21 protein-coding genes are annotated in these 15066 nt (G+C 72.6%); 12 read left to right on the top strand and 9 right to left on the bottom strand.

Annotated elements, in window-relative coordinates; genetic code table 11:
• Window positions 1-993: 993 nt before the first annotated feature.
• Complete coding sequence (locus PZ894_RS21880) at window positions 994-1191, top strand: hypothetical protein (protein ID WP_275748038.1); 198 nt, start codon at window positions 994-996, stop codon at window positions 1189-1191.
• A gap of 85 nt (window positions 1192-1276) precedes the next feature.
• On the opposite strand, the gene PZ894_RS21875 is transcribed toward PZ894_RS21880, so the two are convergent.
• Window positions 1277-1744: a PTS sugar transporter subunit IIA gene (locus PZ894_RS21875; RefSeq protein WP_275748037.1), complete on the bottom strand. Its 468-nt coding sequence runs from the start codon at window positions 1742-1744 to the stop codon at window positions 1277-1279.
• Between the two features lie 62 nt (window positions 1745-1806).
• Window positions 1807-2271 (bottom strand): MarR family transcriptional regulator, encoded by a 465-nt coding sequence (locus PZ894_RS21870; RefSeq protein WP_275748036.1) that lies wholly within the window; start codon window positions 2269-2271, stop codon window positions 1807-1809.
• Window positions 2272-2391: 120 nt separating this feature from the next.
• Between PZ894_RS21870 and PZ894_RS21865 the strand changes: the two genes are divergently transcribed.
• A complete protein-coding gene (locus PZ894_RS21865; RefSeq protein ID WP_275748035.1) occupies window positions 2392-3822 on the top strand; it encodes an MFS transporter in 1431 nt (476 codons plus the stop codon).
• A 10-nt stretch (window positions 3823-3832) separates the two neighbouring features.
• On the opposite strand, the gene PZ894_RS21860 is transcribed toward PZ894_RS21865, so the two are convergent.
• Window positions 3833-4327, bottom strand: coding sequence for a nuclear transport factor 2 family protein (locus tag PZ894_RS21860; RefSeq protein ID WP_275748034.1), 495 nt, complete (start codon window positions 4325-4327; stop codon window positions 3833-3835).
• Between the two features lie 181 nt (window positions 4328-4508).
• Between PZ894_RS21860 and PZ894_RS21855 the strand changes: the two genes are divergently transcribed.
• From PZ894_RS21855 to PZ894_RS21845, 3 genes are all read left to right on the top strand, one after another.
• Window positions 4509-4682 carry a hypothetical protein gene (locus tag PZ894_RS21855; RefSeq protein ID WP_275748033.1) on the top strand — a complete coding sequence of 58 codons (174 nt, stop codon included), beginning with the start codon at window positions 4509-4511 and terminating at the stop codon, window positions 4680-4682.
• Between the two features lie 64 nt (window positions 4683-4746).
• A complete protein-coding gene (locus PZ894_RS21850; protein ID WP_275748032.1) occupies window positions 4747-5019 on the top strand; it encodes a Rho termination factor N-terminal domain-containing protein in 273 nt (90 codons plus the stop codon).
• Between the two features lie 102 nt (window positions 5020-5121).
• Complete coding sequence (locus PZ894_RS21845) at window positions 5122-5607, top strand: response regulator transcription factor (RefSeq protein WP_275748031.1); 486 nt, start codon at window positions 5122-5124, stop codon at window positions 5605-5607.
• Window positions 5608-5626: 19 nt separating this feature from the next.
• Here the strand turns inward: PZ894_RS21845 and PZ894_RS21840 are convergent, their stop codons facing one another.
• The 4 genes from PZ894_RS21840 to PZ894_RS21825 are packed head-to-tail and all read right to left on the bottom strand — an operon-like array spanning window position 5627 to window position 8150.
• Window positions 5627-6094, bottom strand: coding sequence for a DUF6314 family protein (locus PZ894_RS21840; RefSeq protein WP_275748030.1), 468 nt, complete (start codon window positions 6092-6094; stop codon window positions 5627-5629).
• Window positions 6055-6555: a thioesterase family protein gene (locus PZ894_RS21835; RefSeq protein WP_275748029.1), complete on the bottom strand. Its 501-nt coding sequence runs from the start codon at window positions 6553-6555 to the stop codon at window positions 6055-6057. The genes PZ894_RS21840 and PZ894_RS21835 overlap by 40 nt, the downstream gene beginning before the upstream one ends.
• A 60-nt stretch (window positions 6556-6615) precedes the next feature.
• The gene (locus PZ894_RS21830; RefSeq protein ID WP_275748028.1) at window positions 6616-7380 is read right to left on the bottom strand and encodes an MBL fold metallo-hydrolase; all 765 of its coding nucleotides are present in this window, start codon (window positions 7378-7380) and stop codon (window positions 6616-6618) included.
• Window positions 7377-8150 (bottom strand): putative protein N(5)-glutamine methyltransferase, encoded by a 774-nt coding sequence (locus tag PZ894_RS21825; protein WP_275748027.1) that lies wholly within the window; start codon window positions 8148-8150, stop codon window positions 7377-7379. The genes PZ894_RS21830 and PZ894_RS21825 overlap by 4 nt, the downstream gene beginning before the upstream one ends.
• Window positions 8151-8166: 16 nt before the next feature.
• On the opposite strand from PZ894_RS21825, the gene PZ894_RS21820 reads away from it, so the two are divergent.
• From PZ894_RS21820 to PZ894_RS21795, 6 genes are all read left to right on the top strand, one after another.
• Window positions 8167-8523: a hypothetical protein gene (locus tag PZ894_RS21820; RefSeq protein ID WP_275748025.1), complete on the top strand. Its 357-nt coding sequence runs from the start codon at window positions 8167-8169 to the stop codon at window positions 8521-8523.
• Between the two features lie 61 nt (window positions 8524-8584).
• Window positions 8585-8983, top strand: a complete 399-nt coding sequence (locus tag PZ894_RS21815) for a hypothetical protein (RefSeq protein ID WP_275748023.1) — start codon at window positions 8585-8587, stop codon at window positions 8981-8983.
• Between the two features lie 39 nt (window positions 8984-9022).
• Window positions 9023-9409, top strand: coding sequence for a hypothetical protein (locus tag PZ894_RS21810; protein WP_275748022.1), 387 nt, complete (start codon window positions 9023-9025; stop codon window positions 9407-9409).
• Between the two features lie 93 nt (window positions 9410-9502).
• Entirely contained in the window at window positions 9503-10594 is a 1092-nt protein-coding gene (locus tag PZ894_RS21805; RefSeq protein WP_275748020.1) for a diacylglycerol kinase, read from the top strand.
• Window positions 10591-11397, top strand: a complete 807-nt coding sequence (locus PZ894_RS21800) for an SDR family oxidoreductase (RefSeq protein ID WP_275748018.1) — start codon at window positions 10591-10593, stop codon at window positions 11395-11397. Before PZ894_RS21805 ends, PZ894_RS21800 begins: the two co-directional genes overlap by 4 nt.
• A gap of 81 nt (window positions 11398-11478) precedes the next feature.
• Complete coding sequence (locus PZ894_RS21795) at window positions 11479-12555, top strand: MBL fold metallo-hydrolase (protein ID WP_275748016.1); 1077 nt, start codon at window positions 11479-11481, stop codon at window positions 12553-12555.
• Here PZ894_RS21795 and PZ894_RS21790 read toward each other — a convergent pair.
• Together PZ894_RS21790 and PZ894_RS21785 are read right to left on the bottom strand one after the other, a co-directional pair.
• On the bottom strand, window positions 12545-12973 hold the full coding sequence (locus PZ894_RS21790; protein ID WP_275748014.1) for a GNAT family N-acetyltransferase: 429 nt from the start codon (window positions 12971-12973) through the stop codon (window positions 12545-12547). The genes PZ894_RS21795 and PZ894_RS21790 overlap by 11 nt on opposite strands.
• Window positions 12970-13884 (bottom strand): alpha/beta hydrolase, encoded by a 915-nt coding sequence (locus PZ894_RS21785; RefSeq protein ID WP_275748013.1) that lies wholly within the window; start codon window positions 13882-13884, stop codon window positions 12970-12972. The genes PZ894_RS21790 and PZ894_RS21785 overlap by 4 nt, the downstream gene beginning before the upstream one ends.
• A 160-nt stretch (window positions 13885-14044) precedes the next feature.
• Between PZ894_RS21785 and PZ894_RS21780 the strand changes: the two genes are divergently transcribed.
• Complete coding sequence (locus PZ894_RS21780; protein ID WP_275748011.1) at window positions 14045-14932, top strand: RNA polymerase sigma-70 factor; 888 nt, start codon at window positions 14045-14047, stop codon at window positions 14930-14932.
• The last annotated feature ends 134 nt before the right edge of the window (window positions 14933-15066 follow it).

The following is a 15066-nucleotide window of genomic DNA, read 5'->3' as shown; positions in this document are numbered from 1 at the left end:
GATCGTCAGGGAGTCGCCGTCGTCGACGCCGCCGAGGTCGGAGTACTCCACGGTCATGCCGGTGCCCGACGACGTCGCGACCCCGGGGCCGGTCAGGTGGCTGATCGTGGCGTTCTTCGCACGCTGGACGAAGACACCGCCGGTGGCCTCGACGTTGCGGATGGTCACGTTGTCGGCGCGGACGACCAGGGTCCCGTTGACCCGGACGGTCTGCAGGGTCTGGCCGGGGGTCTCGAGGACCGTGGACCCGGAGTAGGGCGCGAGAGCGCCGGGGCACCGGTGTTGGTCGCGTCCGGCTTGACGCAGTCCCCCTCCGGGGGCGGCTGCGTGGGCGTCGCCGTCGGCGTCGGCTTCTGCGACGGGGTCTGGGAGGGCGTCGTCGTCGGGGTCGGCCCGGGCGTCCTCGTCGGGGTCGGCCTGGGCGGCTTCGTCGGGGTCGGCGTCGCGGTGACCGTCACCGTGACCGGCGGTGGCTCGGGCACCGTGCAGGTGACCGTGATCTGCGAGCCGGCGGTGACGTCCTCGACCTGGGGGTGCGCCGTACAGGAGGCCTGGGCGGGGTCGTCGGCGGTCATCGCCGCGGCGCCGATGCCGAGCGTGAGTGCCCCGGCCGTGGGGGCGACGAGCATGAGAGCGAGCTTGGTACGCATGGATGAGTCATTTCCGAGAGGGGAAAGGGTCCGGGGGGTGATCACGGGCGGGGCCCGGGTGGGGGCGCTCCGGTGCGACCGTGGTCGTGCGCTCCCCTACTTGCCCACTGTCCGTCGCCGATGAACGCGGACACAATCGACGATCCCCGTCCGGCTCCGGAGGTTTGACGGACGCCGCAACCCGTCTGTGCAGGTCGGGCGGTCTATACCGGTCGCGCCGGGGAGGAATTTGTCCGAGGCAAGTTCACCAATCCTGACGAGGCGACCCTAGTCTCGGGGATACGTCTCGCGATCTGCCGGGTCGCGAACCAACTGCCGAGCTTCCCCGGGAGGTTGCGCCAGGGTGCACACAGTTCAGGTCCTGACGGTCTCGCCGCTGTTGCCGCAGCGCATGCTCGACGATCTCCTGACCAGGACGGAGGAGACGCTGATCGCGCACGGCGCGCAGCGGATCTGGGTCGACACCGACCAGCCGTCGCTGGCCGTCGTGGCGGAGTTCGCGGCAGCCGCGTGGGCATGGCCGGCAGCGGCGCTGACCTGAGCGCTCGGAGAGGTAGCGGCGGGAGTCGAGACCTGGGGGAACCGGTGCGTCGTGCTCGAGCGCGAGGGCCGGCGCCGGGCGTTGCTCAGCGCTTCGCGACCGCCGTTCCGACGAGGTCGGCGAGCGCCTCGGTGGTGCGCGCCTCGGAGAGGTCGGAGACGAAGGCCTGCTTCACGCAGGCGGTCGCGATCTTCTGCAGCAACGCCAGGTAGCCCGGCGAGTCGTCGCCCGGCGCCGCGATCAGCAGCACCAGCCGCACCGGCGCGGAGCCCGACGAGAACGACACGGGCTCGGGCAGGCGCGCGACCGCCACGGACGGCGCGATCGCGGCGTGGCTGCGCGCGTGCGGCATCGCGATGCCGCCCGGCAGCACGGTCGAGCCGAGCGCCTCCCGCGCCATCACGGCGTCCACGAACACGTCGAGATCACTGACCCGGCCCTCGTCGCGGAGCAGGGCGGCGAGCGAGCGGACGACCGAGGCGCCGTCGGAGCCGAGGTCCCGGTCGAGGCTGGCGAGTTCGGGCGAGCTGACGGGCGGGGGTGTGGAGTTCATGGCACCCCTGAGCCTACGGCGCGGGTCCGCGCCGTCGGCAACCCGTCCAGGACCACACTGCGCTAATCCCGATGCCGGCGCGGCGTACGTCGTTCGTAGGCGTTGTTGAAGGCGCGCAGGCCGTGGATGAGCTCGCGCGCGGGCGCGACGCCCATCTCGGCGAGCACCGACCGGAGCAGGTCGGCATGGACCGCCGAGTCGTGCTCGTAGAGCTGCTGCCCCTCCGGGGTGGGGCGCACGGGCTTGCTCGGGCTGCCGGGCACCGAGAACCGCTCGAGCAGGCCGGCGCGGACGGCGGCGTTGACCTGGCGATTGATCGTCGAGAGCTCGAGGTCGAGCTCCGCGGCGAGCTCGCGCAGCGTGCGCGGCTGCTCGTCGGAGAGAATCCAGAGCAGCTTGAACGCGGAGGTGTCCAGCTCGGTGCCCTCGACGTTGGCATGTCGGCGCTTGCCGAACCTCAGCAGCTCGTCGGCGAGGTCGGAGAGCAACGACGTCTGCGACTCCTGCGGACCGACCCCCTTGGCCATGTGCCCCTCCTCGCTGCTGTCCGGTGGCTGCGTGTGACGGATCCTACCCCGCGTGTGCACGATACATGTGTATGATGCACGTCGGCCCGGTCTTCGGGCCGCGCAACAGACGGAGGACGAGTGACAGACGCGACCAGGACCGCGGACCACGCCGACCCGCAGGTCGACCAGGGACGACGCGCAGCGATGCTGACCGTGGCCGTCCTCTGCTTCAGCGGCATGAGCGTGGCGCTGATGCAGACGCTGGTGATCCCGATCCAGCCGGAGCTGCCCCGCTTCCTCGACACGACGCCCGCCAACGCGTCGTGGGTGGTCACCGCGACTCTGCTCGCGGCCGCCGTGGCGATGCCGATCGCCGGTCGGCTGGCCGACCTCGTCGGCAAGCAGCGGGTGATGGTCGGCAGCTCCGTGATCCTGCTGGCCGGATCGCTGCTCTGCGCGCTGTCGTCGAGCCTCGCTCCCGTCCTCACCGGACGTGCTCTGCAGGGACTGGCGATGGGCTTCATCCCGGTCGGCATCAGCCTGATTCGCGAGGTCGTCCCGCCGGCGATGGCGACCACCGCGGTCGCAGCCATGAGCGCGACCCTCGGCGTCGGCGGCGCCATCGGCCTGCCGCTCTCGGCGTGGATCGCCGAGAGCGGCGACTGGCACGCCCTCTTCTGGGTGGCGACCGGCCTCGCCGTCGCCGTCGGCCTCGGCACCTGGTTCCTGGTCCCGCACGTGCACGACGCCCACGACGGCACCTTCGACGTCGGTGGCGCGCTCGGCCTCGCCGTCGGGCTCGTCGCCACGCTGGTCGGCGTCACCAAGGGCAACGACTGGGGCTGGGCCTCCGGCCGCACCATCGGCTGCGTCCTCGCCGGTGTGCTCGTGCTGCTGGTGTGGGGGTGGTACGAGCTGCGTCGTACCGACCCGCTCTGCGACCTGCGGGTGACCGTGCGCCGGCCGGTGCTGCTGACCAACATCGCCGCCGTCGCGATCGGCTTCGGGATGATGGCCCAGGCCATCGTCTTCCCCCAGCTGCTCGAGCTGCCGGAGTCGACCGGCTACGGGCTCGAGCAGTCCATCCTCGCCGCGGGCCTGTGGATGGCGCCCGGTGGTCTGATGATGCTGGCGCTCGCGCCGGTGTCGAGCTGGATCATGCGCACCTTCGGCGCCAAGTACGCGCTCGCCCTCGGCGCCTTCGTCCTCGGTGGCGGCTACCTGCTCTCCTTCTTCCTGATGAACGCACCCTGGGAGATCCTCGTGGCATCGATCGTCTGCTCCGCGGGCGTGGGCATCGGGTACGCCGCGATGCCGACGCTGATCATGGACGCCGTGCCGATGACCGAGGCCGCCTCCGCCGTCGGCATCAACGCGCTGATGCGGTCGGTCGGCACCACGATCGCCTCGGCCGTGATGGCGGCCGTGCTCACGGGGATCACGATCGCCGGCACGGGGGTGCCGTCGGAGGGCGCGTTCAAGGTCTGCTTCCTGGTGGCCACGCTCGCCGCCGTGGTCGGTGGGCTCCTGGCGCTGACCATCCCGAGGTCGGAGTCGGCGAGCGCCTGACCCGGCGCGGTCAGCCGCCGAACGCCTCCAGCCAGGCCTCGGCCTCGGGCGTCATCCGGCCGTGCTCGCGGGCGACACCGCACCACCTCTTCGTGGCGCGCAGGAACGTGGCCGGGTTGTAGACGTCCTCCTCGCCAGACCAGAGTCCGTCGCCGGCGTACGTCAGGATCGTGAGGTTGCTGGCGCCGTGCGGTGCCCCGTCGCCGGGGTCGTGCATCGCGTTGTAGACCTCGCAGATGATGCGGCCGCGTTCCTCGTCGACGACGTGCCAGGCGATGGGGAAGTGCGGCATCTCGCTGCCGGGGAAGGCCGTCATCGTGCGCGTGATCCAGCTCCGGATCTCCTCGCGGCCGCGGAAGTCGCCGTACGCGTGCTCCCGGTACGTCGCGTCCTCGGTGAAGAGGTCCGCGAAGCGCGCCCAGTCGCCGCTGCCGGCGATCCGGTCGACCTCGTCCTGGTAGTCCTGGAACGCGGACTCGAGCGCCGCGCGGGAGTGCTGGGTCATGCCGGGACTGTAGGGCGCGGCGGACGGAAGTGGAACAGGTTCTAGCAATTCGCGCGGCGGCGGCTTCCCAGTCAGGTCCCAGTCGACCTCAAGGGGACGGGAGCACGGTGGGTCACGTCGGAACCCCGACGCCCACCGATCAGGGCCCGCCACCCGGGCCCGCCACTGCAGGAGACCCATCATGATCGACAGCACCGTCGTCGCCTTCGGCTACGCGTTCCTCGCCTTCGCCGGCCTCGTGTCCGCCTTCGCCGTCGCCGGCATCGCCCTCGCGCTCCGCGAGCTCCGCAGCACCCCGGCCGAGGTGGTCGTCACCGTCGCCGGCCCGCAGCGCGAGCTGAGCCGCGTCGCCTGACGAGGCTCGCATGCGCGGGGCCGCCGAGGGTACGGAGAGGCTCCACAGCACGGAGGTGAGCGCGATGCCCGGAGGCAAGGAGCCCGGACCCAGCGTCAAGGACGACGAGCTCTACGAGAAGCTCCGCGACGAGGGCAACAGCAAGCAGAAGTCGGCGGCCATCGCCAACGCCGCCGCCAACACGTCTCGCGGCGAGGTCGGCAAGCGGGGTGGCAGCTCCCCGGCGTACGACGACTGGACGGTCGACGACCTGCGCGAGCGGGCAGCGGAGCTCGACATCGAGGGCCGGTCGTCGATGACCAAGGACGACCTGATCGACGCGCTGCGCAACCACTGAGAGCAGGACTGAACCACCTCAAGCACGCGGCAGTGGACTTTCACCCCTTCGGGTGGTGAGTCCGGGTCGCTCCGAACGGGCTCGGATCGAAAGGATTCGGGCATGCCGGGACGACCACTTCGGCTGGCGATCGCCAGCGCCGACAAGACCGTCGCGCAGGGTCTGCGGACCATGCTCTGCGGTCGATCGGACCGGGTCGTGGTCGTCGACGACGGGCCGGCCGACGTTGTCCTCTACGACGCGGACCGACCGGTCGTCGAGGACGTCGGCGCGCTCATGGAGCGCACCGGCGCGCTCGGCCTGGCGCCGTTGCGCGACGGTGTCGACCAGATCGTGTCCCTGGTCGAGGCCGCCGCCGGCTACGGCCTGGCGGAGCCCGCCGGCGCCGCGTTGAGCGAGCGCGAGGAGCAGGTGCTCGCGCTGATCGCGCAGGGGCTGACCAACCAGGAGATCGCGGACCGGGTCTTCATCAGCATCAACTCGGTCAAGACCTACATCCGCTCGGCCTACCGCAAGATCGGGGTCAGCAGCCGCAGCCAGGCGGTCGCCTGGGGCCTGCGCAAGGGCGTCCTGCCGCCGCCTCGGTGACCGAGCCCACCGGCGCGGCTCAGCACCGGCGGTCGTGCACGGTGACCATCCGGTAGTCCTTCTGGGGACCGGAGACGTCCCAGGTCACCGTCCACGCCTCGACCGGGTCGCCGGTCACCTCGACCAGACCGCGGTAGTGGTCGGGCGCGCACGGATGGTCGACCCAGCCCCCGACGGCCCATGGGTGGAACGGGCGCCCGTCGGAGAAGCGCACGGACCAGCCGTCGGCGCCGAGGTCGACGTACAGCGTGCGCTCGACCGGGACCTCGTGCCCCGGCCAGCTCATCGTGCCCGCCTCGGACCACCGGATCCGTGCGGGAGTCTCGCCGAGCAGCGTGGCCGTGCCGGTGACGTCGCGGCGCTCGCCCGTGCGATGGTCGTGGACCACCCGGGTGAGCGACCAGGTGCCGAGGAGGGCGGTCGGGTCCATCCGGGTGGGTGCGGGGGTCAGCGCAGCGACATCGAGCCCGAGAGGACCGGCTGCCACGGCAGGTGCGACTCCTCGGCGATCAGCTTGTCGAGCGCGGCCGCGACGTCGTCGGGCCACTCGGCCGTGCGTCGACTCGCCATGTCGATGTGGAGGAAGACCTCCTCCATCACGTAGCTGACCTTGCGATGGCTGTCGTCGAGGAGGTAGACGACCGCGTGCACGGCGCGCGCCGATCTGCCGAGCAGCCGCACCCGCACCGAGATCCGGTCGCCGGTGCGCAGCTCGGACAGGTAGGTCATGTGGTGCTCGGCGCTGAACACGCCCTGGCCGGCCACGGTCGGCCAGTTCTGCGGGATCCCCACGTCGACCAGTGCCTCGTCGAGGCCCTCGCTCGCGATGCCGACGTAGTGCCGGATGTTGAGATGGCCGTTGATGTCCTCGAACGCCGCCGGCACCGCCTGCGCGGCGTAGGCGGGCAGCTCGGCGAGCTCGTCGTACGTCGGATGTCCGGTGGTCACACGGGGGACGGTACCCACCCCGGCCGCGATCAAGGACATCGGCCCCGACGGCCCCGCGCCCTACACCACGACCCGGTCGCCCGGCCACGCGAGCACCGCCCGGGTCGTCGGGGCTGCCTCGGCCAGGGCCTGGACGAACCGGGCGCCGGGCGTGACGAAGAGGCGCTGGTGGTTGGCGCGGGCGACCCGGCGCAGGCCCAGCGGCCAGAACGTGCCCCAGTGGACGGGCACCGCGACGTGCGCGCCGACCCGCGCGACGGCGGCGGCGCCGGCGACGGGGTCCATGTGGCCGTCCTCCAGCGTGGGCCCCCACCCTCCGACCGGGACCAGCGCGAGCTCGACGGGCCCGACCTCGCGCATGTCGTCGCGCAGCTCGGTGTCGCCGGGGAACCAGAAGGACCGCGGACCGGCGTCGACCCGGAAGCCCAGCGGCGGACCGGTGATCCTCGTGTACGGGCCGCGCCCGCCGTCGTGGGTGGCGGGGAGCACGGAGATCGTCACGCCGGCCGCCTCGACGACCTCCCCGGGCGCCACCGGCCGCACCCGGTCGCCGGCGATCGACCGCAGCAGCCGCTCGCCCCCGCGCGGCACCAGGATCGGTGCCTCGCGGGGGAGCCGTCGCAGCGACGGCAGGTGCAGGTGGTCGTGGTGCAGGTGGGAGACCAGCACCACGTCGGCGGCGCGCGCCCGCTCGCCGGGGCTCGGCGCGTGACGGCGGAGGTGGAAGAGCCGGTCGGAGAGCAGCGGGTCGACCGCGACCCTTGCCCCGCCGATCTCGACGGTCGCCGACGCGTGTCCCCACCAGGTGGCGGCGAGGTCGTTCATCGCAGGGCCCCGACCGCGACCGTGCCGTCGACGTCGTCGTCGCGGACGACCGCGCCGTCGAGGCCCGCGGCCTCCATGAGCGCGATCGTCCGGTCGGCCTGGCCGCGGCTGGTCTCCACGAGGACCCGGCCGCCCGGGGCGAGCCAGCCGGGCGCCCCGGCGATCACGCCGCGCTGCACGTCGAGCCCGTCGGTGCCGCCGTCGAGCGCGACCCGGTGCTCGTGGTCGCGCGCCTCGGGCGGCATCAGGGCGATCTCGTCGGTGGGCACGTACGGCGCGTTCGCGACCACGACCCGCACCCGCCCGCGCAGGTCGCCCGGCAGCGCGTCGTACAGGTCGCCCGCGAAGACCCGCCTGGGCGGCAGGTTGGCCCGGGCGCAGGCGGCCGCGGCCGGGTCGACGTCGGCGGCGTATACCTCCAGACCGGGGACGCGGTCGAGCAGCGCGGCGCCGAGCGCGCCGGTGCCGCAGCACAGGTCGACGGCGACGTCGCCCGGGCGCAGACCCTCGACGGCGACCCGCACCAGGACGGCCGATCGCTGACGGGGCACGAAGACCCCGGGCGCCACGGAGATCCGCAGCCCCGCGAAGTCCGCGTGCCCGACGACCAGCTCCAGGGGCGCGCCCGCGACCCGCGCCGCGAGCATCCGGGCCAGGTCGGTGTCGTCGTCGGCCGCCTCGCGCAGCACGCGGGCCTCGTCCTCGGCGAAGACGCAGCCGGCCGCGCGCAGCGCGGCGACGAGGGCCGTGTCCGATGCGTCCAGGCTCATGGTCGATGATGCTCCCATGCCGAGCGTGTCGACCCAGGTCACGTGGATCGTCGTCGGGTACGCCGCCCTGGTGTCACTGCTGGCCCTGGTCCTCGCCCTGCGTCATCGCGAGCGGCCGGCCTGGCTCGACCAGATGGCCTGGATGCTCGAGCTGCTGCTGGTGGTCCGGGCCCTGGCGGGTCTCACGGCCTTCCGGGGAGCGGGCCCCGACTCGGTCTCGACGTACGTCGGCTACCTGATCGCGTCGGTGTGCGTGCTCCCCCTCGCGATGAAGTCGGTCGAGGGCGACCGCGCCGTCTGGTCGTCGGCCGTCGTCGCGGTTGCCGCGGTGGCGGTCGGCGTGATCGCCGTACGCCTGGAGATGACGGCATGATTACCCCACGAAACTGCGGGCTTCCCCGCTCCTCCAGCCCACACTCTCGCGGGGTCCCCATATGAGCGACGCTCCGCGGTCCGGCCCGCACAAGGTGCTGCTCGCCTGCTACGCGCTCTTCGCGGTCGCGGCGGGCGCGCGGGCGCTGGTGCAGCTCACGACGCAGTACGACGACGCGCCGGTCGCGTACTGGCTCTCGCTCGGCGCGGCGATCACCTACGTGCTCGGCTGGTGGGCGATCCGCCAGGCGTCGGTCGGGCGGACCGGCTTCGCGAGCGTGATGCTGTGGATCGAGCTGGCCGGCGTGCTCACGGTCGGCACGCTCAGCCTGGTCGAGCCGGCCTGGTTCCCGGACGCCTCCGTGTGGTCGGAGTTCGGCATCGGCTACGGGTTCGTGCCCGCGATGCTCCCGGTGGCCGGGCTGCTCTGGTTGCGGCGGCAGAAGCGCGACGCGGCCTGATCCTTCCGGCAATCTGGAACGTGTTCTAGATTCGGGGACGTGCCATCCATCCCCGACGTCTTCGCCCCCGCCCGGCTCGGCCCGGTCCGGCTGCGCAACCGGACGGTCAAGGCCGCGACCTTCGAGGGCCGGACGCCGCAGGGTCGGGTGACCGAGGCGCTGATCGACTACCATCTGGCCGTGGCGCGCGGCGGCGTCGGGCTCACGACCGTCGCCTACCTCGCGGTCGCGCCGGAGGGGCGCACCCATCGCGAGCAGATCGTGGTGGGGCCGGACACCCGGGACGGGCTCGCGCGGATGGCGGACGCGATCCACGGCACCGGAGCCGCCATCGCCGGCCAGGTCGGCCACGCCCGCCGGCACGCGGTGCGTCGTGATCGACCCGGCGCCCGGCCGGCTGTAACGGGGGATCGGTGGGTCTTCTGACCCGTTGTGACGGGGTCGAGGACCCCACAACACCCCGTTACAACTGCGCCGCGGCCTTCCCAGCGCACTAGAACGTGTTCTAGATTGCCTGGCATGGGAGAGCCACGCACGCCGTACCGCGTCGTCGTCTGGTCCACGGGCACCGTGGGACGCCACGCGATCAAGGGCGTCGACGCCCATCCCGGTCTCGAGCTGGTGGGTGTATGGGTGTCCAACCCGGCCAAGGACGGGAAGGACGCCGGTGAGCTGGCCGAGCTCGGCCGCGTGCTCGGCGTGCCGGCCACGACCGACCGGCAGGCGCTCCTCGACCTGGAGCCGGACGCGATCGTGCACACCGCGATGACCGACGACCGCGTCTTCGAGTCGATCGAGGACCTGATCGGGTTCCTCGAGGCGGGCGTCGACGTGGTGTCGAGCGGACCGGTGCTGCTGCAGTGGCCGGAGCGGATCCTGCCACCGGAGCTGATGGACCGGATCACCGAGGCGGGGCGGCGCACCGGGGCGAGCCTGCACGTCAACGGCATCGACCCCGGGTTCGCCAACGACGTCCTGCCGCTGGTGTTGTCCAGCCTGTCCCAGCGCATCGACGAGGTGCGCGTCATGGAGATCTGCGACTACTCGACGTACTACCAGCCGGTGGTCATGAACGACCTCTTCGGCTTCGGCAGGCCGATGGACGAGCCGGGCCTCCTCTGGGCTCCGGGCATCCTGTCGCTGGCGTGGGGCAGCGTGGTCCGCCAGCTCGCCGCCGGCCTCGGCATCACGCTCGACGAGCCGCTGATCGAGGAGGTCGACCGACGCCCGGCCGAGCGTGACACCGAGAGCGTCTCGGGCCGGGTCAGGGCCGGGACCATGGGCGCCGTGCGGTTCCAGGTGATCGGCGCCGTCGACGGCGTACCGCGTGTGGTGCTCGAGCACATCACCCGCACGGACCCCGGCCAGGTCCCCGAGTGGCCGAGCCCGCCGGAGGGCGACGGCTGCTACCGCGTCGTGATCTCGGGGGAGCCGCATCTGCAGGTCGACCTCACCCACCGCGGCGAGCACGGCGACCACAACGTCTCCGGGATGATCGTCACCGCCCAGCGGCTCGTGAACGCGGTGCCCGCCGTCGTCGGCTCGCCCGGCGGCCTGGTGACCGCCCTCGACCTCCCGCTGGTCACCGGGCGCGGACTGGTGGCCCGATGAGCATCCTCGACCGCTTCTCGGTCGACGGCCAGGTCGCGGTCGTCACCGGCGCCGGCCGTGGTCTCGGCGCCGCCACCGCCGTCGCGCTCGCCGAGGCCGGTGCCGACGTGCTGATCTCGGCCCGGACCGAGCGACACCTCGACCGGGTCGCCGAGCAGGTCCGCGCGGCAGGGCGACGCTGCGTCGTCGTACCCGCCGACCTCAGCGACCTCGACGCGGTCGCCGGGCTCGCACAGGCGGCGTACGACGAGCTGGGGCGCCTCGACACGGTGGTCAACAACGTGGGCGGCACGTTCCCGAACGAGTTCCTGAAAACCAGCAACGAGTTCCTCAACGAGGCCTTCAGCTTCAACGTCACGACCGCCCACGCCCTGACCCGGGCGGCGGTCCCGCTGATGCTCGAGGACGTCGACGGCGCGCAGAAGAGCGTCGTCACGATCAGCTCGATGATGGGCCGCACCGCCGACCGCGGGTTCATCGCCTACGGCACCGCCAAGGCGGCGCTCGCGCACTGGACGAGGATGGCGGCCCAGGACCTCGCCCCGCGGGTCCGCGTCAACGGGATCTACGTCGGCTCGATCATGACGAGCGCGCTCGAGTACGTCGCGGGCCAGCCGGAGCTGATGGACCAGCTCGAGACCAAGACCCCGCTCGGGCGGGTCGGCGAGCCGGAGGACATCGCGGCCGGGGTCCTCTACCTCGCCTCTCGGGCCGGGCAGTACGTCACCGGCAAGCTCCTCGAGATCGACGGTGGCATCCAACAGCCGACCCTCGATCTCGGGTTCCCCGACGTCGCCCCGTAGGGTCCGTTGGGTGATCACCCCACGAAATCGCGGGCTTCCCCCGCTTCGCTCCTCCAGCCCACGTTTTCGCGGGGACCCCGCGTGACCTCGTCAACTACTTCCACCGCCCACGCCGTCTCGCCGGACTCAGGCGAGCACTGGTCCAAGGAGGGCGCCTGGCGGGTCACCGAGGGCATCCACCGGATCCCGCTGCCACTCCCGATGGACGGACTCAAGGCCGTCAACGTCTACGCGATCGAGACCGACGAGGGCCTGACCCTGGTCGACGGCGGCTGGTCGATCGAGGTGGCGCGCGACCTGCTCGAGCGGTGCCTGCGCGACATCGGCTACGGCTTCGGCGACATCCGTCGCTTCCTGGTCACCCACATCCACCGCGACCACTACACGCTGGCCACGGTGCTCGGGCACGAGTACGACGCCGACGTCGCCCTCGGCATCGGGGAGAAGCCCGGGCTCGACCTGCTCAACGCTGCCACCGACGGGGGCGCAGAGATCGAGGGCAACCCGTTCCTCGACGTGCTCCGCACGGCCGGCGCCCACGAGATCGCCGAGGCCTGGGCGCAGGGCCCGCACGAGCTGCCCGACCCCGCGTGGTGGCAATACCCGGACACCTGGCTCTCCGGCGACCAGCAGATCGCGGTCGGCGCGCGCACCCTCGACGCGGTGCACACCCCCGGCCACACGCCGGGCCACTACGTGTACGCCGAGCAGGCCGCCGGACTGCTGTTCGCGGGCGACCACGTGCTGCCGACGATCACGCCGTCGATCGGGTTCACGGTGCCGCCCGTGGCCGACCCGCTCGGCGACTTCATGGCCTCGCTGACCAAGGTGCGCTCGCTGCCCGACCTCACGGTGCTGCCCGCGCACGGGCCGGTCGCGCCGTCGTCCCACGCGCGGGTCGACGAGCTGCTCGCCCACCACGAGGAGCGGCTCGAGCTCAGCCTGGCCGCCCTCGCCGCCGGACCGCGCACCGGCCACCAGGTCGCCCACGAGCTGCCGTGGACCCGACACGACCACCCGTACGACGAGCTCGACGACTTCGCGCAGGGCATGGCCTCGATGGAGACCAAGGCCCACCTCGAGCTGCTCGTCGCCCGCGGTCAGGCCACCTGCGAGGACACCGCCGGCGGCGTGGTGTTCTCGGCCGTCACCGGCTGAGCCGCATCGGCGTGTGCGGGATCCCGTCCTCGAGGAACTCCGGCCCGTCCGCCACGAACCCGAACGTCGCGTACCACCCCGTCAGCGGCGACTGCGCGTCGAGCACGACGTCCCGCCCCTTGGCCACCTGGAGCGCGGTCCGCATGATCGGGTCCGCCCAGCCGCGACCGCGCGCGTCCGGCGCGAGCAGGACCCGCCCGATACGCCAGGTGTCACGATCGTCGAGCACGCGTCCGTAGCCCAGCAGGGCATCGTCGACCATCAGCAGCACGTGCCGGGTCTCGGGTTCGACGTCGCGACCGTCGAGGTCGGGATAGGGGCACTCCTGCTCGACGACGAACACGTCCTGGCGCAGCTTGCAGATGCCGTAGACGGCGTGGGGGTCGAGGGCGTCGAACGGGACGGCGAGCGCCCTCACCGGAGGAACTCCAGGGTGCGGGCCAAGGCGTCGCCGGCCTCCGGGATCCACGGGAGCAGCGGGTAGACGTGCACCAGGTCGGCGACCTCGACGTACGCGAGGTCCCAGCCGGCCTCGGCCGCACGGCCCTCCAGCAGCCGGCAACCCGGAGCGAGCGTGTCGCGCGTGCCGCAGAACATCAGGGTGGGCGGCAGCCCGGCCAGCTCGCCGAGGGCGGGCGACACCTCCGGCCGCGCGAGATCGTCGGGCGACCCGGCCCACCACCCGGCGTACGACTCGAGCTTGCTGAGGAAGAGCCACGGGTCGCGGACGGAGAACTCGTGGGTCTCCGGCGTGCTGGTCGTCAGGTCCACCCACGGCGCGATCAGCAGCAACCGGTCGGGCTGCGGGCCGCCGCGATCCCTCAGGGTCAAGGCCAGCGCCAGGGCGTAGCCGCCACCGGCCGAGTCGCCGGCCAGCACCAGGCGCTCGGAGTCCGTCGCCCATCGTGCGGTCAGGTCGGCGAGCGCGTGGTGGGAGTCGCGCCAGGTGTGCTCGGGCGCGACGGGGTAGTCCGGCAGGACCACCCGGGCGTCGAGGGCGTCCGCCAGGCGGGTCAGGTAGCGCACGTGGAACGGGTCGAGGCCGGCGACGTACCCACCGCCGTGGAGGTAGACCACCGTGGTGCGCGGGTCGCTGTGCCGGGGCGTCACGACGTACGACGCGAACGTGCCGCGTCCGCCCGGCACCGACTCGGTGACGACCGAGAAGCGCTTCTCGAAGCCGCGTACCGCCTGCGTCGGCAGCCGCGGCTCGAGCGTGCGGTGCCACGCCTCGAGCCGGGCCTTCTCGGCCTCGGGGGAGGCGATCTCGCCCGCGCCTCGCATCCGCGGGATCGCCCAGGCGAGGAACTGGTGGCGGCGGCTCGGCATGGGACCAGCGTAGGGATGTCACACGACGCGGCCGGCCGGTGTCACCATGCGCGACACGATCCGAGGAGGAGACATGCCCAGCACGTCCCGGCCGGAGCCCGCGATATCCGGGGGTGCGCGAGCAGCCGCTCGCCGTACCGTCGGGCACCGTGAGGAAGGCATGAAGGCAGCGCCGAAGGGCCGCGCGACCGACGTCTTCGTCGAGCACCGCAACCTGCTGTTCACGGTCGCCTACGAGATGCTCGGCTCCGCGGCCGACGCCGAGGACGTGCTGCAGGAGACCTGGCTGCGCTGGGTCGACGTCGACCTCGTCGAGGTGCGTGACGCGCGTGCCTACCTGGTGCGGATCACGACCCGGCTCGCGCTGAACCGGATGCGCGGCAACGCCCGCCGGCGCGAGTCGTACGTCGGGCCGTGGCTGCCCGAGCCGCTCCTGACGACGCCCGACGTCGCCGAGGACGTCGAGCTCGCCGACTCGGTCTCGCTCGCGATGCTGACGCTGCTCGAGACGCTCGGCCCGACCGAGCGGGCGGTGTTCGTGCTGCGCGAGGTGTTCGACTTCGGGTACGACGAGATCGCGGCGGCCGTCGACAAGACCCCCGCCGCGGTGCGGCAGATCGCCCACCGCGCCCGGACGCACGTCGCCGAGCGGCGACCGCGCGCGGAGGCGTCGCAGGTCGAGCGCGACCGGGTGTTGGAGCAGTTCGTGCGCGCCACGGCGACCGGTGACATCCAGAGCCTGATGGACGTGCTCGCGCCCGACGTCGTGCTCGTCACCGACGGCGGCGGCCTGAAGAAGGCGGCACTGCGCCCGATCCTCGGTGCCGACAAGGTGGTGCGCTTCCTGGCGGCCGTCGCGGAGGGCCTCGCCGCGGCCGCCGACGTCGTGGTCGTCAACGGAGCCCCCGCGCTGCGCGTGGTCATCGACGGCGAGCTCGACACGATCGCCAGCATCGTGGTCGAGGACGGTCGGGTCACCGGCATGTACGCCGTACGCAACCCGCACAAGCTCGCCCGCCTGGACGCGGTGACGGCGCTGAGCCGCTGAGCTGCGTGCCGCCCCCTCTCCCGGCGGTGCTCGTCATCGGCAGCCCGTGCGCCAGGACATGGGAGACGCACGTGCCGATGAGAAGTGGCGCCGGTGGAAGTCAGACGTACGGGTCGGTGAACGCGGGCGCGCAT

Source organism: Nocardioides sp. YIM 152315 (assembly GCF_029210375.1).
Taxonomy (GTDB): domain Bacteria; phylum Actinomycetota; class Actinomycetes; order Propionibacteriales; family Nocardioidaceae; genus Nocardioides.
Note: the sequence above shows the minus strand (reverse complement) of the source record. Positions and strands in the feature narration are given on the sequence as shown.